Consider the following 20,306-nt stretch of genomic DNA (forward strand, 5'->3'; position numbering starts at 1 on the left):
GCCTGCAGGGTCCCGCCGCCGGCCCCGTCTCGAGGCTCGCCCGAGCCTGCGAGGGGTGAGGAGGACGGGGTCCTTCCATGGCGGGCCAGGGGGGTCCCTTCTCAGCCGCCGGGGGCCGGGGCCGGAGCCGGGACCGGGGCGGCGCCGTCGGGTGCCGGCGGAGCGGCCGGGGGGGCCACCGGCACGCACCGGATCACCGGCTCGGCGGCGTACCGGGTGCGGAAGTCCTCGCGCTTGACCTCCGCGCCGCTGGCCGGGTCCTTGAACACCCGGGTGACGGTGATGTCGAACCCGGTGGAACCGCCCTGGGGACTGCAGCTGCCGTCGTCCGGCTTCTCCTGCACGACCGGCTGGCGGAGGTTGTAGCGGTCGCTGCTGATCGACTCGACGTCGTACCGCTTGGTCCCGTAAAAGGTGACGGTCAGCGAGCCCGGCGTCCACTGGGTGTCGACGTAGACGCCGGTGTCGCCGTCGTTGCGCCACTGCAGGTCGATCGAGTCGTAGTAGACCGTCGCCTCGCGGCCGGCCGGGTAGCGGCTGATGTAGAAGCTGTGCGGCTTGTGGTAGACGTCCTCGAGGCCGGCGAAGAAGACGGCGTTGAACATCGTGGTGGCGACCTGGCTGACGCCGCCGCCGACGGCGGTGGCGAACGCACCGTTCTGGATGACGCCGGCCTCGACGTAGCCCTGCGCGGTGGTGCGCGGGCCGGTGTGGTCGTTGAGGCTGAAGGTCTCCCCGGGCCGCACCAGCGCGCCGTCGAGCTCGGCGGCGGCCACCCGGATGTTGGTCCCGCTGGCCGCGCTGGTGAAGTTCGTGGTGAAGGTGCTGATCTCCTCGCGGATGCCCAGCGCCTCAGCGTCGGCGGTGCTGAACTCCGCCGGCACCGGGCCCAGGTCCGCGGTGACCGTGCGGGGTGCCGGCTGCGGCAGGACCTCCAGCAGGCGGGGCGCGAGCGCCGCCGGGTCGACGCCGACGCCGTCGACCGACGGGACGATCGAGACGCTGCCGCCGGACAGCTCGAACCGGGCGTCCTCGGCCGGGGTGCCGAACTCGGCGAAGTCGTCGCCCATCGCCTCCTGCAGCGCGGCCGGGTCGACGGCGACGGCGAGCTCGCCGTCCTCCTGCGCCGCGAAGGTCAGCGACGCGGCGATCGCCGTCTCGGGCACCTCGACGGAGGTGGCGCCGTCCTGGCTGGACACCGTGACCGGAGCCGCCAGCCCCGGGGTGACCGTCTCGTCCAGGACCCGCTGCGCCGCCGCGGCGTCCACCGACACCTCGGTGACGTCGACGGGCAGCTCGATCGGGGTGCTGGGATCGCCGCCGGAGGCCAGCGCGGCGGTGACCGCCTCGGCGGCACCCTCGCGGTCGAGGGTGCGTCCGGGCACCGGCTCGACGACGCTCGCCGTCGTCCCCTCGATGGCGATGGTGGCGTCGACCGGGGCGCGGTCGACCTGCTCGGCGATCCCGTCGATCTGGGCGGCCAGCGCGGTGTCCTCGCCGGTGATGACCGGGGCGACCTCGCGGTCGGAGGCGAGGGTGACCAGGCGGGTCCAGGGGTTCAGCGGCTGCTCGGTGGCAGCGTCGACGGTGCCCTCGACGTCGAGGGTGATGCCGGCGGTGGCGGGGGAGAGGGTGCCCTCCACGTCGTCGGCCACGACCACGTGGTCGGCGACCACGCGTGGCGCGAGCTCGGTGTCCAGCCGCTCGGTGGCCGCGGCGGGGGAGAGGCCGCCGAGGTCGACGCCGGCCACGACCGTGTTGCGCGGGACGTCGCCGCCGGTGGCCAGGAGGTCCACCCCGTAGGCGGCGGCCAGGACGCCCACTGCCGCGACGGGGGTCACCACGGCCGGGCGGCGCCACCAGGGACGGCGGGGCTGCCCGGCGCCGTCGTCCGGACCGCTGCCGTCGCCGCCGGAGCCGTCGGACCCGGAGGCGGGCGGAGCGTCGGGGGTCTCGGCCGGGCCGTCCGGCGGCACCGGCGGGAGCACGCCGGTGCGGTCGTCGTCCGCGGTGGGCGGCTGCTCAGCGGCCTCGTCGGGCGCGAGGCGGATGTCCTGCGTCTGGCCCTCCTCGACGGCCGGCCCGGGAGTGGCCGCGGCCGTCGCCGGGCCGTCGGCACCGGCCGTCGGTGTGGCGGGCGCCTGGGTGGCGGGCGTCGGGGCTGCGGTGGCCGGGCCGGGGACGTCGGGGCCGATCGGCCCCCGGTCGCGCGGCACCGGGCGGGTCTCGTCGGACAGGCCCTCGACGTCCTCGATCGGGGCGGTGTGGTCCGGCTGCTCCGGCGTCTGCCCGGTGGGCGGCTGCTGGGTGTGGGGAGCAGGGGTCTGCGGGGGCATCGCGGGATCTCCGGGTAGTCGTCGACCGGGGGATCCCGGGAACGACGGAGCCGCCGGCGCCCTGTCCCCGTCAGGCGGGAACGGGACGCCGGCGGCGGCGTCGGGTGAGGGCTTCATCGCTGTCCGCGACGATAGCGTCTCCGTCAGTGGCTGAGGCGCTGCTCGCCGTCGGTCTCGATGATGTCGACGGCGATGTCGCGGAGCTTGCCCTCGTACTCGCGGGCGTGGTGCCCGCAGAAGACGAGGTCGCTACCGCTGGCGAGGACCACCCGCACCTTGGCCAGTGCGCCACAGCGGTCACAGTGGAAGGGAACGACGAGGTCGTCGGCGGGCGGGGTCGTCGTCAGCGTCTGGGTCATCTGGGTCATCACTCGCTCTCTACCGCACGGACCCGCGGCTGCGGATCGGCCTCCTGCACAGCGCCAGGATGTCCCCCTGTGTTCCCGTTCCGACCGATCCGACGCTGGACTCGCCGTGGACGGTGAGGCCGGTGCCGGTGGTGCTGGTGGTGCGGGTCAGCAGGGACGTCACTGGTTCGTGCCGGTCTGTCGTGTCGTGCTGTTGTCGCCGTTCGCGTGCGCCGGTCGTCGTCCGGCTGGTGGGTCCGCTGCTGTCTTGACAACCCCCACGCTACGCCGTCTACCCGGCGCGCGACGGCGTACACCGATCGACCAGCTCGTCGGGGTGAGATCGTGACCATCCCGCAATCCAGCCGTCATCCTCACGGACGACGCAGCGACCCACCGGGTCGCGTCCGCGCTGGCACGTGGGGGGCCCATGGCCCTCGCGACTCCCGTGCCGGGGGTGCACGCTCGCCTGACGCGAGGATCCGACGGCAGGGGTCCAGGGGAGGCCATGGGTGACCAACGCCACGACCCACCGGAGCGCGGCGGCATCGCCGTCATCGGGGCCGGGCCGGCCGGGCTGCTGGCGGCGATCGCGCTCGCTCGTCGCGGCATCCGCACGACCGTGCTCGAACGGCAGGACCCCCCGCAGGCGAGCCCCCGGTTCGACCCCGAGCGCTCCTACACGATCGACATCACCGGACACGGCCACCGGGCGCTGCAGCACATCGACGCGACGGCGTACTTCGACGCCCGGCTGCTGGTATTCCGCGGCATCCAGCACGGCGGCCGGGTGGTCGAGGAGTGGCGCGCGCCGGGGTGGACCGGTTCTCGGGGCGACATCCTGCGTGCGCTCACCGACGCCCTCGCGGGGACGGTCGAGGGCGAGGTGCAGCTCGAGTACGGCTGCCTCGTGGAAGCCGTGGACGTGGCGACCGGGACGGTGACCTGGACCCCGACCGGGGCGGCGCCGACGACCCGGCGCTTCGACCTCGTCGTCGGCGCCGACGGAGCCGGATCGGTCGTGCGCCGGGCGGTGCAGGAGCAGGTTCCGGGCTTCGAGGTGCAGCGCGCGGAACTGCCGAACCACCTCACGATGGTCGAGCTGGACCGCCTCTCCGACCAGCTCGACCCGCACTACCTCCAGGCGCTGGCGACCCGACCGTTCTGCGTGGCGGGGGCGATCAAGGCGGACGACGACGGCGGCGCCCCGCGGTGGTTCTGCGGCGTCGGCACCCGGCGCGAACTGCGGTTCGGGTCGGTCGACGAGGCGCGCGCGTGGCTGCGCCGCCACTGCCCTCGGATCCTGGACCTGGCCTCCCCCGATGCGGTCGCCGCGTTCGCCCGGCGAGGGTGTCACCACATCGGCCAGAAGTTGAGCTGCTCGAGTCTGTCCGCCGGACGGTGCGTGCTGATCGGCGACGCGGCCGGCCCCTTCCCCCCGATCGGGCAGGGGGTCAACGCCGCGCTCGAGTCGGCGATGGTGCTCGACCTCGCCATCGGTCGGGCCGGCACCACCCCGGAGGGCCTGGTCGCCGCCGCTGCGTCCTACGACGAGGAGTGGCGACCGGAGGTGGACGCCGTCTCCTGGATCAGCGAGAAGATGCTGTTCGAGAACCGGGTCCACATGCTGCGCGCCGATCTCACGATGCGGCTCGGTATCAACCCCATCGACCAGGCCAAGGACGCGTCCACCCCGTGGTCCGTCGTGGCGGCACGGGCGCGGCGGCTCGGGCCGCTGTGGTGGTGAGACGGCATCGCGGACCGCCGGACGCGCGAGGGTCCGGCCCGCCGGAGCGGACCGGGCCCTCGGTCGTCGGTTCAGTCGAGGTGGTCGCGCACCGGCCACGCCTTGACGCTGTGCATGTCCCGCAGGAGAGCGTGCAGCTCACAAGCCGTGTGCAGGGGAGCATCCTGGACCGACGGTGTGGCCGCGGTGACATCGGCCGAGTGGTGCACGCAGTCCTCCCCGTGTTGGTCCGTGCTGGGTGACCAGGACCCGATCAGGGCTGGCCGTGCCATCCCTTGGCCGGTCGGTGTCAGCCCGTCGGCGTCCCGGGGGTCAGACCGGGCACGTCGACGTCGTTGGGTCGGGTCGGCGAGACCTGTCCCTGGGGGTGGGGCAACGCGTCCCCGAACAGGGTGAGGTAGGCCATCCGGTACGTCGACGTTGTCGAACCGTTCGTCGAGGTACTCGTCGAGGACATCGGCCTCCGTTCCCCGCAACAGCGCGTCCCGATGCCGCTGTCAGGTGCGAGCGCGTCGCACGCCGCCGGCGACCGCGACGCCCACCCCGACGGCGGCGGCAACCGGCCACTCCAGGAGGCCGAAGGCGGCCAGGCCGACCAGGGCCCCGCCGTACAGCACGGCATCGGGTCGGCGGACGGTGGAGACGACGTCGTCGACCACCGCGGCGGTCGCGGTCACCGGCAGTGTGACGACCGTCCGCACCGAGTGGGCGACACCTGACCCCAGGGCGGCCGCCTTCTCCACAGCGGCGCGCGTCATCTGCTGGGCCAGCTCGGCGGCCTGATCCGTGGTCGGGGTGGCGCCTGGGGCGCTCGTGGCGGCGGTGGCGGCCGGGCGCTGCGGCGTGGCGGTGCCGGTCCGAGCGGCGGCGGTACTCCGTGCCGCCCGCGGCGTGCCGCCGGCCCGCTCAGGGTCCACGGGCGCGCCGGCGACGTGGGTGAGGGCGGAACCGGTCGGGCGAGCTCTTGTTGCGGTCCTGGTCCGAGCAGCCGCCCCGCTCCGTGCCGGTGCCTTGCCGGTGGCCGGCTCGGTACCGCGGGTCTCGCCGGGAGTGCTCGTGGTGGCGGAACCGGTCGGTCGGTCGGTGCCGGTGCCGGTCGTGCCGGTGTTGGTCTTGAGGGTCCTGGGGGTGTCCGTGGTGGTGCGGCGGGCTGCGGTCGGCATGGTCGCCTCCTCGGCGCGGGAAGATGAACCGAGCATGGACGCCCGGCCACGACCGTGTGAACCCGTTCGTGTGTGCCGCCACCGGAGGCACCGAGGTGGTCCCGTGGCTGCTCCACGCGACGTCGTGCCCCGAGGCGGATGGGCTGGTCAGGTCGCCGCGCGGAGGCGTCGCCGGGTGCGGTGGCCCGCGGCGCGGATGGCCGGGGCCCGCTGGGAGTGAGCCCTCGCGTTCGGACTGTCCGGGACGTGCCGGCGCAGCACGTCGGCGAGTCGGTCGTCGACGTCCATGGCCTCGCCGTCGGGGCCGGTGGTCTGATCGGCGAAGGTCAGCGCGTCGGCCAGCGGGCCCCGGGCGTAGCGGGCCGACGGGAAGCACCTCATCTGGTCGACGAGCCCGCGTCCCGCCGTCGGCTGTCGGGGACGAGTCCGGAGCCCAGGGCCAGTGACCGTGGTGAGGTTCCGGGGCGGCGTGCAGTCCGCTCAACGGGTCAGCTCCTGCCGTGTGGGCACACCGATGCGGCCGGCCGCCCGGGGCGGCCACCACACCGGCGAGGTGACGTCCACCGGACGTTGCTCGACCTCGACCTCGACCTGCGGCCTCGAAGTCGCGGGGCCCAGCGGGCCCCCACCCCCGCCCTGGCGGTCTGCGGTTCCAGGTCAGGCACCAACCCCGCTCTGTGGGCGATGAGGTGCCGCCCAGCATGGTCTGTCGGCAGCTGTTCGGCGGCAGATCGCCCGCAGGGCACCGTCCTCCTGCATCCGGTTCACCTGCCGCACGGACGCTGGGTCGGTCCACACACGGACCCACCCTGGAGGACACCGATGACCAGTCCCACCACCAACGAGTCCAGCGCCCAGACCTCGGGCGCGAAGAACCGCCGCGACAACGGGCAGGAGCGCGCCGAGAGCCCCAACGGCACTCAGGCTGCTGCGGCACCGGCCGAGCTCGCCGAGCTGGCGCGCGCGCAGGGGGACCTGACGCAGGAGGTCCGCCTGCACGTCGCACGACAGCTCGTCGACAACGAGTCGGACAGCGGCAACGAGGCCCGCGTCGGGAAGATGCTCACCGACGCTCGGTCCGAGCTGCAGGAGCAGCTGCTCCGTGAGCAGCAGGAGCGGGCGCGTCGTCAGCTGGCCGACGCTGCTCGCAACAGCGAGGACGCCGTGGCCGGCGTCGTGCACAGCGTCACCACGATCCTCCGCAGCGTCGTCCCAGCGGCACTGGTGCGGCCCGAGGACCTGATCGAGGCGACGTACTCCCTCGCCGACCAGGGACTGCGGGTCGGCCGGCGCCTCGCTCTCACGATCAGCGGCAGCGCTCGAGAGCTGGTCCCGCTGCGCTGAGACCTCATGGCCGGCGGCAGTGTCGACTCGGCCTGCCGCCGGCCACGAAGACCGGGACACGCCCGGGAGCGACCCCTTCGCACAACCAAGCGCATGACGCTCGGCGGGTTCTCGGCCTGTGCGGCTACCTGGAGCACCGGCGCCTCACCGAGCGGTCGGGTGCGCTTCATCGTCTGGCTCGGGGAGCCCGCGACCGAGAGTCCAGCGGGCCCAGCCGGGCGGCTGCCACCAGCAGCGGCCGGTCGAGCGAGGCGACTGCACCCGCATGCCGGCCGCACGGTCGGCGACGCCCTGAGTGTGCCGCCGTCGTCCGTGCATGCCGGCGGAAGCCGCACGGCGGGTCGGCGTGCGGCCCTGAGGAGGGGCTCGCCCGCGTGCGGCACCGATCCCGGCACCCGGTGCACGCCACCGCCGGCTCCTGCGCACCCCGACGACGGGAGGGGCGCTCTCACGGCGAGCCGACACTCCTCGGAGCCGCCGTCGCTGGGGGCGCCGCTGCTGCGCGAGATCGGGCTCCGCGGCACCGTCACCAGCGCTGGCGCGTTGGTGGCCTGGCTCATCGCCCGCCGCATCGGGACCGGGCGGCGAGCCAGCACGGTCGCCCTGGCCACCCTGGTGGGGGCCGAGCTCGGGCAGACCCTGCTGTTGAGCGGCCGCAACCCGCTCGTCGTGGCCACCGGCCTCGGATCGGCGGGAGTCCTGGCGGCCATCATCCAGCTGCCGGGAGCCAGCCGGCTGTTCGGCTGCAGGCCGCTCGGTCCCCTGTCCTGGGCCGTCGTCCTGGCGTGCTCGACCGCGGCCACGGTCACGTCGGCCGCCCTACCGCGGCTCTTCCCAGCCCTCCTCACCGGAGAGGGGCCCCGCACCCCCGCCGTCCCGAACCGGGAGCACGACCGCGGATCGGTCGCTGCGTGACGGAGCGGTCCGCTCGGCCGCCCGACCCCCCCTTCGGGTCCGTGACCCGGAGCAGGGCGCAGCCGACTCGACCAACGACGAGGCGAGCACCACCGGCGCGACGCCGGACGACGCCCCGGGCGTCGGCGCGCAACCCACGGGGACGCCGGGAACGGCAGACCGTCCGCCACGGAGACCACGGGTGCTCCGGCCCCGGGTCTCCGACACCGCCGAGCCCGTCCGGGCAGCAGGGCGCACGGCTGCCCCTGCAGGTGGAGAGGTCGAGGCGGTGACCAACGACCTCGCGTCCACGGCACGCCGTCCTGACGCCGACGTGTGCTGGGGGCGACCTCGCCGGACCGGCCACGCTCACCATCCTCGGGGGCCGGCTGCCGCAGCCGTCGGAGTCGCCGCAGAGCGCCCCCCACGAGGCCACCGCCCGGCCCACCGCCTGACGTCGCACGGCGAGCCGGGCCGCGTGCCCGGTCGGCAGCACGGACGGCTCGGCCGTGCGGACGCGCGGCAGCTCTGATCTGCACACGCCTCGAACGGAAGGAGAGACATGATGCGGCACGCCGACGACGAGGTACGGGTCCTCGAGGAGGTCCTGCACCGGCTGGCGGCCCGGTTCCCGGGAGTGCCGGCCGAGGTCGTGTCCGGGATCGTGCAGACCGAGCGGCAGCGGTTGGACGACAGGCCGATCCGCGAGTTCATGCCCCTGCTCGTCGAACGAGCCTCGGCCGAGCGGCTCCGGAGGAGAACCGTCGACGGCTAGGCGGGCGGACCGCCGCGGACAGACGCCCGGGACGGCGTTGGCCGCCGGGTCGCCGCCATTTCGCGACAGGTTCAGCCGACCGCCGCCCGTAGTCCGGCGGGTGGGCACCCGGGCGTGGGCACGCTGCTGCCGTGCGCGTGGCGATCGTCAGCGAGTCCTTCCTCCCGCAGGTCAACGGCGTCACCAACTCCGTCCTGCGGGTCTGCGAGCAGCTCACCGGGCACGGTCACGAGGCGCTGGTGATCGCCCCCGGCCCCGGCCCGGCCGAGTGGTGCGGGGTGCCGGTGGTCCGGACGCCGTCCTGTCCCGTGCCGGGCTACCGGGACTTCCGGGTGGCGCTGCCGTTCCCGGTCATGACCACGACCCTGCACGAGTTCGGCCCGGACGTCGTGCACCTCGCCTCCCCGGCCGTGCTGGGCGCGCAGGGCGCGACCGCGGCTGCGGACCTGCGGATCCCCTGCGTGGCGGTCTACCAGACCGACCTGGCCGCCTACGCCACCCGCTACCGGCTGGGCCGGGCCGAGCCGATGGTGTGGCGCCGACTGGTCCGGGTGCACGCGGCCGCAGCGCGGACCCTGGCCCCCAGCCGGGCCGCGGTCCACCAACTCCAGGCGCACGGCATCGAACGCGTCGTCCGCTGGGGTCGCGGGGTCGATCTCGAGCGCTTCCGGCCCGAGCGGCGCGACGAGTCCCTGCGGGAGGCGTGGGCGCCCGACGGGCAGCTGGTCGTCGGCTACGTGGGACGGCTGGCGCACGAGAAGGACCTGGGCCTGCTCGCCGCCGTCCAGGAGCTGCCCGGCGTCCGGCTCGTCGTGGTGGGGGACGGCCCGCAGCGCCGCCAGCTGGAGCGCCAGCTCGATCGGGCCCTGTTCACCGGGGTGCTGACCGGCGACCGCCTCGCCACGGCCTTCACCTCCCTCGACGTCTTCGCCCACACCGGCCCGCACGAGACGTTCTGCCAGGCCGCCCAGGAGGCCCTGGCCAGCGGCACCCCGGTCGTGGCACCCGCCGCCGGCGGCCTGCTCGACCTGGTGCAGCCCGGGGAGAACGGGCTGCTGTTCGCTCCGGGTTCCGCAGAGGAGCTGGCCGAGTGCGTGCGCACCCTGCAGCGGGAGCCCGCGCTCCGCCGCCGCATGGGGGAGCTGGCCCGGCGGTCGGTGGAGGGTCGCACCTGGGAGGCCGTCGGGCAGGAGCTCGTCCAGCACTACCGCGACGTCGTCGCCGAGCGGCAGACCCCGCACCGGCGGGCCGTGGCGTGAGGATCGTCCAGGTCGCGAACTTCGTGTCCCCGACGTCGGGCGGCCTGCGCACGACGCTGCGCCACCTGGCCGAGGGGTACGCCGACCACGGCCACGAGGTGGTGCAGGTCATACCGGGCACCGTCGACGACGAGGTCGAGACCCCCTGGGGCCGGCAGGTCGTGCGGCGGTCACCCGCCCTCGGGTCCACCGGGTACCGCCTGTTGCTCGACCGCAGCGGTGTGCGGCGGGCACTTGAGCGGGTCGGCCCCGACGTGCTGGAGGTGCACGACCGGACGACGCTGCGCGGCCTGGGGCGGTGGGCTCGCGCCCGCGGGATCCCGGCCCTCGTCGTGAGCCACGAGCGGCTGGACCGCTGGCTCGGTCAGTGGCTGCCCGCGCGGCTGCCGCTGACCGCGCTGGCGGACCGCTCCAACGCAGCTCTGGCCGGGGACTTCGACACCGTCGTGTGCACCACGGGATGGGCCGCGGAGGAGTTCCGGCGGCTGCACGTGCCGAACCTGGCGGTGTTCCCCCTCGCCGTCGACACCGCTGCCTTCCGGGCCAGGACCGGGCGTCGCGCCGAGGTGCCCCGGTCGCCGCGCGACGTCGTGCTGGTCCTGGCCAGCCGCCTCTCCCGCGAGAAGCGCCCCGAGGTGGCGGTCGCCACCCTCCGCGCCCTGCTCGGGCGTGGGGTGGCCGCTCGGCTGGTCGTCGCCGGCGACGGCCCGCTCCGGCCGCGGATGCAGGCAGCCGCGCGGGACCTGCCGGTCGAGTGGCTCGGCTTCGTCGCCGACCGAGCCCGGTTGGCGGGCGTGCTCGCCGCGGCCGACGTCGCCCTGGCCCCCGGCCCGATCGAGACCTTCGGCCTGGCCGCGCTCGAGGCACTGGCCTGCGGGACACCGGTCGTGGCGGACTCCCGGTCCGCGCTTCCCGGCGTCCTCGGGCCGCACGCCGGCCGGTCGGCTCCCGGCGACGGGGCCGCGTTCGCCGACGCGGTACAGGACCTGCTCGCCACCCCCGAGGTGACCCGCAGGACGGCCGCCCGCGCCCTGGCCGAGGAGTTCTCCTGGCAGCGCACCGTGCGCGGCTTCCTGCACGTGCACCAGTCCGGAAGGCCGGGCGCGGCATGAGCGTCGTCGTCGCCCTCGGCGACAGCTTCACCTGCGGTGAGGGGGTGGGCGTCCGGGTCGATCCCGAGAACACCTGGGTGGCCTTGCTGGCCCGCGCCCTCCCGGCCGGGCGACTGGTGCGGCTGGCCGTGCCCGGCGCCCGGGTCGCCGACGTCCGGACCGGCCAGCTCCCGCTGGTCCCGGGCGGGGCCGACCTGGCCACGGTGCTGGTCGGGCTGAACGACGTCGCCCGGTCCGGGTTCGACGCGGTGACGGTCGGCGCGGACCTCCTCGACACCGTGGCCGCGCTGCGCCGCCGGGTCGACGACGTCCTGCTCGGACGTCTGCACGACGCGGCGGCGCTGCTGCCTCTGCCTGCACGGGTGGCACGGGCCACCCAGCAGAGGATCGAGCAGGTGAACACCGCCGTCGACGAGGCGGCCCGCTGGCCGGGCGTACGCGTGCTCGACCTCCGCCTGGTCCCGGCGCTCGGCCTGCCGGGCGGTTGGTCGGTCGACCGCATCCACCCCAGCCCGGCCGGACACCGGGGGATGGCCGTCGCCGCGGTCGAGGCCCTGCGGAACGCCGGCCGTCATCCCGTGACATCCATCGGCGAGGTGGTCGTGCCGCGCGGCTCCTCGCGCAGGCTCGCTGCTGGTGGGCGGTACGGCACGGCCTGCCCTACGCGGCCGGACACCTCCGCGAGATCGGCGCTCCCATCGCCTCAGCGGGGCTCGGTCGCCGCTGACCCGACCCAGGACTGCCCCGCCAACCACCGCTCCGTGACCGCCCGACCTGCGCGCAGGAGGTCCTCCGACCGGCTCACGTCGCGCGGCCCGGTCGGCAGCACCTCCAGCAGCCCGGCCGCCCACGCGTCGGCGACGTGCGGGACCACGTGCACCCGGGGGTCGTCGAGCGCCTCCCGCACGGCGCCGCGGTTGGCCGCGGCACGCGCCACGGTGAAGGCCCGGAGCACCGTGTCCAGCGCGCCGATGCTGCTCTCCACCGGCGGCACGTAGGGCGGCTGTCCCGGCTCGACCGGCACCCCGCAGGCCTGGCCGGCCAGGACGTCGGAGGCGGCGGCGCAGACGTCCACCCGCCCGGTGACCGGCGCCAGGCCGCAGTCGAGCACGAGGATGCGGTCCTCCGGCGCCGCCGTCTGCAGCGCGGCGCTGATCGGGACGCCGTCGAGGATGCCGCCGTCGACGTGCAGGTGACCGTCGGCGAGCCGGACCGGCCGGAAGATCCCCGGCAGCGCGCAGCTCGCCAGCACCACGTCGGCGAGGCTCCCCTCGTCGTGGTGCCGCGCGCCACCGCAGTCCAGGCACGTCGTCGTCACAGTGACCGGCACGGCCAGCTCCGAGAGGTCCGCCGCCCGGACGTGACACTCGATCAGGCGCCGCAGGGGCCCGGCGTCGACCAGGGCGCCGCCACGTCGCACGGCGCCCGTCAGGCCACGCAGCCGGGGGAGCCAGCCGGGCCGGAGCACCCCCACCATCGAGGGCTCCCCCCACCACCGGGCCAGCTCCCGGCCCTGCTCGAGGCCGGGGCGCACGGCCAGGAAGGCCGCGTTCAGCGCACCGACGGAGCTGCCGTGCAGCACGTCCACCCGCAGCCCGGCCTCGAAGAGCGCCAGCAGCGCGCCCGCCTGGAAGGCGCCCATCGCAGCACCGCCGCCGAGGACCAGGTGCGTGCGTGCAGACATCCCGCCATGCTGCCCCACGTCCCGAGCACGTGGGCATGACGCCCGTGCTTCAGCCATGTGCGTGCTCGGCCTGGTCGTCGCACCGCATCGACGGGGCCGTGACCCGGCGGTGCCCCGACACCGTTCCCGGCTGCGGCTCGGGTCAGCGCTCAGAGGCAGGGGAGCGGCGGCCCGGCTGGGCTCCGCGACCGGGGTGCGGTCGAGCTCGTGCGTCGGCGTCGCGTTCGACGACGAGGTGCGTGACCTGGGTGCCGCAGCCCTCGTGCAGGCGGGCAGGTCCCGGCGGATCCGCGAGGTCGACGGTCACGGCGCCGACCCCAGCCTGGCATCTGCACCGGGAGCGCTGTGCGTGCTCTCCCGCCGGCCGGTCCAACCGCGGATCCGCCCCCTGACCTGCGTCGACAGGTCAGGGGGCGGTCGGTGCTCAGTCCAGGTAGTCGCGCAGCACCTGGGAGCGGCTCGGGTGGCGCAGCTTCGACATCGTCTTGCTCTCGATCTGGCGGATCCGCTCGCGGGTCACCCCGTAGACCTGGCCGATCTCGTCGAGCGTGCGCGGCTGGCCGTCGGTGAGGCCGAAGCGCAGCCGGACGACGCCGGCCTCCCGCTCCGACAGCGTCTGCAGGACGCTGGTCAGCTGGTCCTGCATGAGCGTGAAGCTCACCGCGTCGACGGCGACGACCGCCTCGGAGTCCTCGATGAAGTCGCCGAGCTGGCTGTCGCCCTCGTCACCGATGGTCTGGTCGAGGCTGATCGGCTCCCGGGCGTACTGCTGGATCTCCAGCACCTTGTCCGGGGTGATGTCCATCTCCTTGGCCAGCTCCTCCGGGGTGGGCTCGCGCCCGAGGTCCTGGAGCAGTTCGCGCTGGATGCGGCCAAGCTTGTTGATGACCTCGACCATGTGCACCGGGATGCGGATGGTGCGGGCCTGGTCGGCCATGGCGCGGGTGATCGCCTGCCGGATCCACCAGGTGGCGTACGTGGAGAACTTGTAGCCCTTGGTGTAGTCGAACTTCTCGACCGCGCGGATCAGGCCGAGGTTGCCCTCCTGGATGAGGTCCAGGAACGCCATGCCGCGGCCGGTGTAGCGCTTGGCCAGGGAGACCACGAGGCGGAGGTTAGCCTCCAGCAGGTGGTTCTTGGCGCGCTCGCCGTCGCGGACGATCCAGTTGAGGTCCCGGCGCATCTGCGGGGAGAGCTTCTGGCCCTCCTCCTCGGCCTGGCGCAGCCGCTCGGCGCCGTACAGGCCGGCCTCGATGCGCTTGGCGAGGTCGACCTCCTCCTCGGCGTTGAGCAGCGCGACCTTGCCGATCTGCTTGAGGTAGGCGCGGACCGAGTCGGCCGAGGCGGTGAGCTCGGCGTCCTTGCGGGCCTGACGGAGGGCCTCGGACTCCTCCTCGTCGTCCCACTCGAAGTCGCCGCCCTCGGCGGCCTCCTCGGGTGCGGCAGCCACCTCGGAGTCGGTCGGGGCCTCGGCGACCCCGTCGGGGGTCGCGACGACCGTCTCGTCGAGCTTCAGGCCCTCGCCGCCGGCGTCGACCACCGCGACCGTGGCGGTCTCGGAGGCAACGGCGGTGAGCACGGCCCCCTCGCCGCCGCCCGGTGACGGCGTGATGGCGGGCTTGCGGGCGCCCTTGGCGGCGGTGGGCTTCGCCGCGCTCTTGGCCGTCCGCTTGCGAGCGGGGGCCTTGGCCGGTGCTGGCTGGTCGGCGGGCACTCAGGTTCCTTCCCGTGCTGGGTGCGTTCCCCGGGGGGCCGTCTGGTCCCCGGGCAGCGGCCTCGGCCGGCGTCCGGAGCGGGAGAGGACCCGTCGGGCGGCCCGGGTTTGACCGGTGCGCAGGCGGGGGATGCCTCTCGACTCGGGAGCGACGGGGGCGGGGCTCTTCCATTGTAACGGCGCGTTTCGGTCGGTCCACCGCTCCACGGGAGGCGGCGCCCCCCGACCTGGGGGGAGCGCACCAGGTCCAGGGGCGTTTCTCACCCTCCGTGACGGTCCGGCGGCGGGGTGCCGACGGTCACTGGCCGATGCGCTCCTCGGCGGCCAGGGCTGCGCCGACGATGCCGGCGTCGTTGAGCAGCTCCGCCGGGACGACGGGGGTGCGGGTCGACAGCAGCGGCACCCACTTGTGCGCCTTCTTGCTGACCCCGCCGCCGACGATGATCAGGTCGGGCCAGACGGCCGCCTCCAGGACGTCGAGGTAGCGGTCGACCCGCTTGGCCCACTGCGGGTAGCTGAGGTCCTCGCGGTCCTTCGCGGCGGCCGAGGCCTTCTTCTCACCGTCGTGCCCGTCGACCTGGATGTGGCCGAACTCGGTGTTCGGGACCAGGACGCCGTCGGTGAACAGCGCACTGCCGATGCCGGTGCCGAAGGTCAGCATCAGGACGACGCCGCGCTTGTCACGGCCGGCGCCGTAGCGCATCTCGGCGAACCCGGCGGCGTCGGCGTCGTTGAGCGTCTGCACGGTGCCGGGGATCCGGGAGGCCAGCCCCTCGGCCAGGTGGGTGCCCAGCCAGCTCTTGTCGACGTTGGCGGCGGTGTGCACGACCCCGCTCTTGAGCACCCCGGGGAAGGTGACGCCGATGCGGCCCTCCCAGCCGAAGTGCTCGACGATCCGCCCCACGACGTCGTACACGGGATCGGGCAGCGAGGGCTGCGGCGTCTCGATGCGCAGCCGTTCACCCTGCAGTTCACCCTTGTCGAGGTCGACCAGGCACCCCTTGATGCCGCTGCCACCGATGTCCACACCGAACCCGAGCACGCGGTCAGGGTAGTGATCGCCCCGGTCGGCGGCACCCCCGCTCGTGCAGGATCGACCCATGACCTCCGCACCGGAGCCCGCCGCCCTGCTCGACCTCGCCGTCGCGACCGCGCGGGAGGCCGCCGACCTGGTCGCGCGTGGGCGCGCCTCGGCCGGTGAGCAGGTCGACGTGAAGTCCAGCCCGGTCGACATGGTCACCGCGGTGGACCGCGCCTGCGAGGAGCTGGTCACCAGCCGGCTGCTCGGCGCCCGCCCGGACGACGGGCTGCTGGGGGAGGAGGGCGGCGAGCGCACCGGCACCAGCGGGGTGCGCTGGGTCGTCGACCCCATCGACGGCACCACCAACTTCGTCTACGGCCTGCCCGCGTACGCGGTCTCCATCGCCGCGGAGGTCGACGGGCAGGCGGTGGCCGGCGTGGTGCTCAACGCGGCCACCGGCGAGCTGTTCTCGGCGACCGCCGCTGGTGGCGCGCACCTGAGCCTCCCGGGTGCCGGCCCGGTGCGGCTGACCGGCAGCCGGCCGGCCTCGCTGGACCGGGCGCTGGTCGCGACCGGTTTCGGCTACCGCGCCGAGCAGCGCCGCGCCCAGGCCGCGGTGGTCGCCGGGCTGCTGCCGGAGGTCCGCGACATCCGGCGGCACGGCTCGGCCGCCCTGGACCTGTGCACCGTGGCCGCCGGCCGGGTCGACGCCTACTACGAGATGCACCTCAACCGGTGGGACTTCGCCGCAGGTGCGCTCATCGCGGCCGAGGCCGGTGTGGTCGTCACCGGCCTCGCCGGGCAGCCGTTCGCCGAGCCCCTCGGGATCGCCGTGGCACCGTCGGTGGCCGACGAGTTCCTCGCCCTGCTCACCCGGCTGCACCGCGTCGCAACGTGATGAGACGGCCCTGGTGACGGGCTGGAACGGCCACCCTCCAGGGCCCCGCGTCGAGCGTGCGAGACGTGGGGGGAGGGTGGTCCGTCGTCAACAGGCGGCGGTCGCGCTGGCGGCGGCGCCGAGCGCGGCGTCGACGTCCTCCGGTGACGCGAGGCCGGTGAACTCCGGGCCGATCACGAAGTCGACCGTGGCGGTGGCCCGGGTGTCGGGGAAGGCGCCGGCGCCGGGGACGAACAGCGCGACGTAGGCGGCGGCCTCGTTGCCGCGCGGCCCGTGCCGCAGCTCGCCGACGCCGGTGACCTCACGCTCGGTGGGGTCGTTGGCGATCTCCTCGACGACGAAGCCCCGCTCCTGCAGCGACGCGGCGACCTCCTGGGCCAGGCCGCCGGTGTCGGTGGCGTTGAAGACGCGCAGCGTGACCGTGGTCGGGTCCAGCGAGGGCGGTGCCGCCGAGGCGCTGGCGCACGCCTCGGCCTCCTGCTCCTCGAGCTCACCCTCGGTGTCGAAGACGTTCCACCAGACGACCAGCGCGGCCAGTGCGAGCACCAGCAGGAAGACCAGCGGCAGGATCGGCCGGCGGCCGCTCCAGGGACGGACCGCGGATCGGTCGGTGGGCGGCGCACTCACGGGCTTCGGTCCCCTCGGTTCCTGGCGTTGGCCGGGAGTGTAGGGCGGCTCGGGTTGCCTAGATCGCACCGTCGTCGAGCGCGGCGCGTCCGCGCTCCACGCACGGGTCGATGCGGTCGGCGTACCCGGCGGTGTCCTTGCCGGCCATGGCGCCGGCGGCGGACCGGGCGACGATCCCGGCGACGATCGCGGCGAACTTGAAGTAGGCGAAGCCGACGTACCAGGGCAGGTCGGAGAGGTCCAGGCCGCTGCGCTCGGCGTAGCGCGCCGAGACCTCCGCGCGGGTCGGGAAGCCCTCCAGCGCGGTCACCGTGCTCTGCCCGGCGACGGCGTCCTCACCGGCCTGCGGCCAGTAGACGTGCAGCATCCCGAGGTCGGCCAGCGGGTCGCCGAGGGTGGACATCTCCCAGTCCAGCACCGCCCGGATGCGGCCGGGGGTCTGCGGGTCGAGCAGGCAGTTGTCCAGCCGGAAGTCGCCGTGCACGATCCCGTTGCGCTGCGTGGTGGGCACGGTCTGCGCCAGGCGGGCGGCGAGGGCGTCCAGGCCGGGCCGCTCGCGGTCGCGGGTGGCTTCCCACTGCTGGGTCCAGCGGCGCACCTGCCGGGCCATGAAGCCCTCCGGCCGCCCGAAGTCGCCCAGCCCCACCGCCTCGTGGTCGACGGCGTGCAGGTCGGCCAGGACGTCGACCAGCCCCTCGCCGATCGCCCGCCGCTGGGCCGGCTCGTCGGCGTAGCCGGCCGGGATCCGGTCGACGACGTGCAGGCCGACGACCCGCTCCATCACGTAGAAGGGCGCGCCGAGCACGGCGGTGTCGGTGCACAGGTGCAGCGTCCGCGGGACGGGGACGGCGGTCGGGCCCAGCGCGGAGACCACCCGGTGCTCGCGCGCCATGTCGTGCGCGGTGGCGAGGACCGCGCCGGTCGGCGGCCGCCGGAGGATGACCGCGTCGTCGTCCGACCCGGCCTCCGGGGTCACCACGTAGGTGAGGTTGGACATGCCGGCGGCGATGAGGTCGACGCGGGCGTCGGACCACCGCTCGTCGCCGAGCACGGAGGCCAGGTAGGGCCCGACGACGGCCGGATCAGCACCCACGGGAGTCGACACGGGCGCAGGGTAACCTCTGGCGCTCCGCGGCCCGTCCGACACGGTCCCGGCAGTGAGGTGGTCACCCCCTCGCGCGCCGGGCACAAACGGGGGCCGCACGACGTTGGGGGGTCCGCCGGTCAGACCGTGCCGGCGTGCCCCGCCGTCCGCCGGTGAGGTCGGCGGCGCGGTCCTACGAGCACCGGCCGGTGCCCGCCCTGCGGTCACCGGTCCCCGGACCCCCGGTCGCCCCGGCGACCGGACACCACCGCGGCGGCAGTGCGCCGCCGCAGACGACGCGGGCGCCGCGCCCGCGAGAACCCCGGAGGAGGGGCACTTCCCATGGCCACCGACTACGACGCCCCGCGCCGCAACGAGGCCGACGAGCTCGGCGAGGACTCGCTCGAGGAGCTCAAGGCCCGCCGCGCCGAGGCGCAGTCCTCGTCGGTCGACGTCGACGAGACCGACTTCAACGAGAACCTCGAGCTCCCTGGCGCCGACCTGTCCAACGAGGAGCTGACCGTCCGCGTGCTGCCCAAGCAGGAGGACGAGTTCACCTGCTCGCGCTGCTTCCTGGTCCAGCACCGCAGCCGGCTGGCCGCCACCAAGGGCGACCAGCTGTTCTGCCGCGACTGCGCCGCTTGAGCGAGGACCCCGTTGCCCCCGCCGCTCGCAGGCCCGCGGCGGGGCCCAGCAACGGAGCCACCCGTTGTCCCCCCGCGGGCTCGCGGCGGGGCCCGGCAGGGGCCGCAGTCGGGCACGTCGACCCGGAGGAGTGAGGCAGTGACGGACCACCGAGAGCGCACCGGTCCGGCGCGCGACGTCCCGCCGCCGCGACCGGTCGCGCCCGGCGCAGCCGGTGGCCGCACGGCCCCGCCCGCGGAGGAGGGCCCGCTCGCGCGGGCCGGCCGGCTGCTGGCCGAGGCGGCGTCCGGCCTGGTGGGCGGCACGACGGAGGCCGCGCCGGACGGCCGCCGCTCGACCGCGGCGACGCTGCGCGACGTCATCACCGCCGTCGCGTCCGCCGGCCGCGGCGCCGCGGGACCGGGCACGCCGCGGTCCGGTCCGGACGACGGCGGTGGGAGCCGCACCCCCGGTGCCCTGCTCGGCGACCTGCTGACCACCGCCGCCCCGCGGCTGCCGATCCGCGACGCCGGGCGACTGCGCGCGGTCCACCCCGGCGCGTCCGACGACGAGATCGCCGACGCGCTCGTGGCACGCGCCGCGAAGCTCACGGCGGGCATCGGCGCGGCCACCGGCGGGCTGTCGGCGGCCCACTGGGTCGCCCCGCCCTCGCTGCTGGCCCTGCCGCTGGAGCTCGGCGCCGAGACGGTCCTCACCGCCGCCGTCGAGCTCGTCCTGCTCGGCGAGCTGCACGAGCTGTACGGCCGGCCCGCCCCGGGCGACGCCCGCGACCGCGCGCTGGCCTACCTGTCCAGCTGGACGCGGCAGCGGGCGGTCGAGGACTCCGTCGTCCCGGGCCTGGGCGCCGTCCTCGGCTCGGCCGGCCTGCGCACGCTCAGCCGCCGGATGACCCGGCGGATGGCCCGCAGCGTCCCGGGGGCGGCCCCCTTCCTCGTCGGTGCGGCGCTCGGCGGCCGGGCCAACCGGAAGGCCACCGAGGCGCTGGCCCGCCGGGTGCTCGCCGACCTGCGCCGGTCCCGCTCCTGAGGCGGGGACCGGCCCCCTGCTGGTGGGGGGGGGGGGCTGGAACGGCCCCTTCCCCGGGCTGGAACGGCCCCCTGCCGGGTCCCCCTGAGCGGAGCGAGGGGTGGGGAGGAGGGGGTCCTCATAGGATCGCGGACGTGCCCGACCCCTCCCGCTCCGCCGTCCCCGAGGTGGAGGTCCCGGTGCGGCTCACCTCCCCGGAGGACGCCGTTCCCGCCTACGCCCTGCCCGGCGACGCCGGGGCCGACCTGGTCATCGCCGAGGACCTGGAGCTGGCGCCGTTGCAGCGGGCACTGGTCGGCACCGGCGTCGCGGTCGCGATCCCGGAGGGCTACGCCGGGTTCGTCCACCCGCGCTCGGGCCTCGCCCACCGGCTGGGGCTGTCGCTGGTCAACGCCCCGGGCACCATCGACTCCGGTTACCGCGGGGAGATCAAGGTCAACCTGGTGAACCTCGACCCGGCGACGCCGCTGACGCTGCGCCGCGGCGACCGCGTCGCCCAGCTGGTGGTGCAGCCGGTCGTGCGCGCCCGCTTCGTGCCCGTCGAGCAGCTGCCGGAGAGCGTGCGCGGGGTGGGGGGCCACGGGTCGACCGGCGGGCACGCCCCCGTCTCGGCGAAGGGAACCGACTGAC

At 75.2% G+C, this 20,306-nt stretch carries 19 protein-coding genes and 1 pseudogene; 11 read left to right on the top strand and 9 right to left on the bottom strand.

Annotation, left to right across the window (positions count from 1 at the left end; genetic code table 11):
- Positions 1-101 precede the first annotated feature (101 nt).
- Both BMW27_RS09235 and BMW27_RS09240 read right to left on the bottom strand, forming a co-directional pair.
- Complete coding sequence (locus tag BMW27_RS09235; protein WP_091442667.1) at positions 102-2,336, bottom strand: VanW family protein; 2,235 nt, start codon at positions 2,334-2,336, stop codon at positions 102-104.
- Positions 2,337-2,479: 143 nt separating this feature from the next.
- Positions 2,480-2,704 carry a DUF7455 domain-containing protein gene (locus BMW27_RS09240; RefSeq protein WP_012949566.1) on the bottom strand — a complete coding sequence of 75 codons (225 nt, stop codon included), beginning with the start codon at positions 2,702-2,704 and terminating at the stop codon, positions 2,480-2,482.
- A 487-nt stretch (positions 2,705-3,191) separates the two neighbouring features.
- Here BMW27_RS09240 and BMW27_RS09245 point away from each other — a divergent pair, with 487 nt between their 5' ends.
- A complete protein-coding gene (locus BMW27_RS09245; RefSeq protein WP_175486444.1) occupies positions 3,192-4,430 on the top strand; it encodes an FAD-dependent oxidoreductase in 1,239 nt (412 codons plus the stop codon).
- A gap of 497 nt (positions 4,431-4,927) precedes the next feature.
- On the opposite strand, the gene BMW27_RS09250 is transcribed toward BMW27_RS09245, so the two are convergent.
- Positions 4,928-5,593, bottom strand: coding sequence for a hypothetical protein (locus BMW27_RS09250; RefSeq protein WP_091442672.1), 666 nt, complete (start codon positions 5,591-5,593; stop codon positions 4,928-4,930).
- 147 nt (positions 5,594-5,740) lie between these two features.
- Entirely contained in the window at positions 5,741-5,974 is a 234-nt protein-coding gene (locus BMW27_RS09255; protein ID WP_091442675.1) for a hypothetical protein, read from the bottom strand.
- A 441-nt stretch (positions 5,975-6,415) separates the two neighbouring features.
- Between BMW27_RS09255 and BMW27_RS09260 the strand changes: the two genes are divergently transcribed.
- From BMW27_RS09260 to BMW27_RS24560, 6 genes and pseudogenes are all read left to right on the top strand, one after another.
- Positions 6,416-6,937 carry a hypothetical protein gene (locus BMW27_RS09260; RefSeq protein ID WP_091442679.1) on the top strand — a complete coding sequence of 174 codons (522 nt, stop codon included), beginning with the start codon at positions 6,416-6,418 and terminating at the stop codon, positions 6,935-6,937.
- A 93-nt stretch (positions 6,938-7,030) separates the two neighbouring features.
- Complete coding sequence (locus BMW27_RS09265) at positions 7,031-7,852, top strand: cation transporting ATPase C-terminal domain-containing protein (RefSeq protein WP_245743424.1); 822 nt, start codon at positions 7,031-7,033, stop codon at positions 7,850-7,852.
- 541 nt (positions 7,853-8,393) lie between these two features.
- Complete coding sequence (locus BMW27_RS09270; protein ID WP_091442685.1) at positions 8,394-8,606, top strand: three-helix bundle dimerization domain-containing protein; 213 nt, start codon at positions 8,394-8,396, stop codon at positions 8,604-8,606.
- A gap of 131 nt (positions 8,607-8,737) precedes the next feature.
- Positions 8,738-9,865 carry a glycosyltransferase family 4 protein gene (locus tag BMW27_RS09275; protein WP_217638096.1) on the top strand — a complete coding sequence of 376 codons (1,128 nt, stop codon included), beginning with the start codon at positions 8,738-8,740 and terminating at the stop codon, positions 9,863-9,865.
- Entirely contained in the window at positions 9,862-10,977 is a 1,116-nt protein-coding gene (locus BMW27_RS09280; RefSeq protein ID WP_217638097.1) for a glycosyltransferase, read from the top strand. Before BMW27_RS09275 ends, BMW27_RS09280 begins: the two co-directional genes overlap by 4 nt.
- Positions 10,974-11,501, top strand: a pseudogene (locus tag BMW27_RS24560) (SGNH/GDSL hydrolase family protein); the annotation flags it as partial. The gene BMW27_RS09280 and the pseudogene BMW27_RS24560, both read left to right, overlap by 4 nt.
- A gap of 179 nt (positions 11,502-11,680) precedes the next feature.
- Here the strand turns inward: BMW27_RS24560 and BMW27_RS23955 are convergent.
- The 3 genes from BMW27_RS23955 to ppgK all read right to left on the bottom strand — a co-directional run bounded on the left by BMW27_RS23955 (position 11,681) and on the right by ppgK (position 15,417).
- Positions 11,681-12,661 carry a patatin-like phospholipase family protein gene (locus tag BMW27_RS23955; RefSeq protein ID WP_245743426.1) on the bottom strand — a complete coding sequence of 327 codons (981 nt, stop codon included), beginning with the start codon at positions 12,659-12,661 and terminating at the stop codon, positions 11,681-11,683.
- Between the two features lie 424 nt (positions 12,662-13,085).
- Positions 13,086-14,375 (bottom strand): RNA polymerase sigma factor, encoded by a 1,290-nt coding sequence (locus tag BMW27_RS09295; protein ID WP_091442694.1) that lies wholly within the window; start codon positions 14,373-14,375, stop codon positions 13,086-13,088.
- Between the two features lie 298 nt (positions 14,376-14,673).
- Positions 14,674-15,417, bottom strand: coding sequence for a polyphosphate--glucose phosphotransferase (gene ppgK, locus BMW27_RS09300; protein ID WP_091442697.1), 744 nt, complete (start codon positions 15,415-15,417; stop codon positions 14,674-14,676).
- A 58-nt stretch (positions 15,418-15,475) separates the two neighbouring features.
- Here ppgK and BMW27_RS09305 point away from each other — a divergent pair, with 58 nt between their 5' ends.
- A complete protein-coding gene (locus BMW27_RS09305; RefSeq protein ID WP_091442701.1) occupies positions 15,476-16,294 on the top strand; it encodes an inositol monophosphatase family protein in 819 nt (272 codons plus the stop codon).
- Positions 16,295-16,381: 87 nt separating this feature from the next.
- Here the strand turns inward: BMW27_RS09305 and BMW27_RS09310 are convergent, their stop codons facing one another.
- Both BMW27_RS09310 and BMW27_RS09315 read right to left on the bottom strand, forming a co-directional pair.
- Complete coding sequence (locus BMW27_RS09310; protein ID WP_091442704.1) at positions 16,382-16,921, bottom strand: LytR C-terminal domain-containing protein; 540 nt, start codon at positions 16,919-16,921, stop codon at positions 16,382-16,384.
- Positions 16,922-16,979: 58 nt separating this feature from the next.
- A complete protein-coding gene (locus tag BMW27_RS09315; protein WP_175486445.1) occupies positions 16,980-18,026 on the bottom strand; it encodes a phosphotransferase family protein in 1,047 nt (348 codons plus the stop codon).
- A 321-nt stretch (positions 18,027-18,347) separates the two neighbouring features.
- Here BMW27_RS09315 and BMW27_RS09320 point away from each other — a divergent pair, with 321 nt between their 5' ends.
- The 3 genes from BMW27_RS09320 (at position 18,348) to dut (ending at position 20,305) form a co-directional block, all read left to right on the top strand.
- Positions 18,348-18,650 (top strand): DUF4193 domain-containing protein, encoded by a 303-nt coding sequence (locus BMW27_RS09320; RefSeq protein ID WP_012948011.1) that lies wholly within the window; start codon positions 18,348-18,350, stop codon positions 18,648-18,650.
- 138 nt (positions 18,651-18,788) lie between these two features.
- Positions 18,789-19,676, top strand: coding sequence for a hypothetical protein (locus BMW27_RS09325; protein WP_091442710.1), 888 nt, complete (start codon positions 18,789-18,791; stop codon positions 19,674-19,676).
- 134 nt (positions 19,677-19,810) lie between these two features.
- On the top strand, positions 19,811-20,305 hold the full coding sequence (dut, locus tag BMW27_RS09330; protein WP_175486446.1) for a dUTP diphosphatase: 495 nt from the start codon (positions 19,811-19,813) through the stop codon (positions 20,303-20,305).
- Position 20,306: the final 1 nt, after the last annotated feature.

This window comes from Geodermatophilus poikilotrophus, assembly GCF_900111455.1.
Classification (GTDB): domain Bacteria; phylum Actinomycetota; class Actinomycetes; order Mycobacteriales; family Geodermatophilaceae; genus Geodermatophilus; species Geodermatophilus poikilotrophus.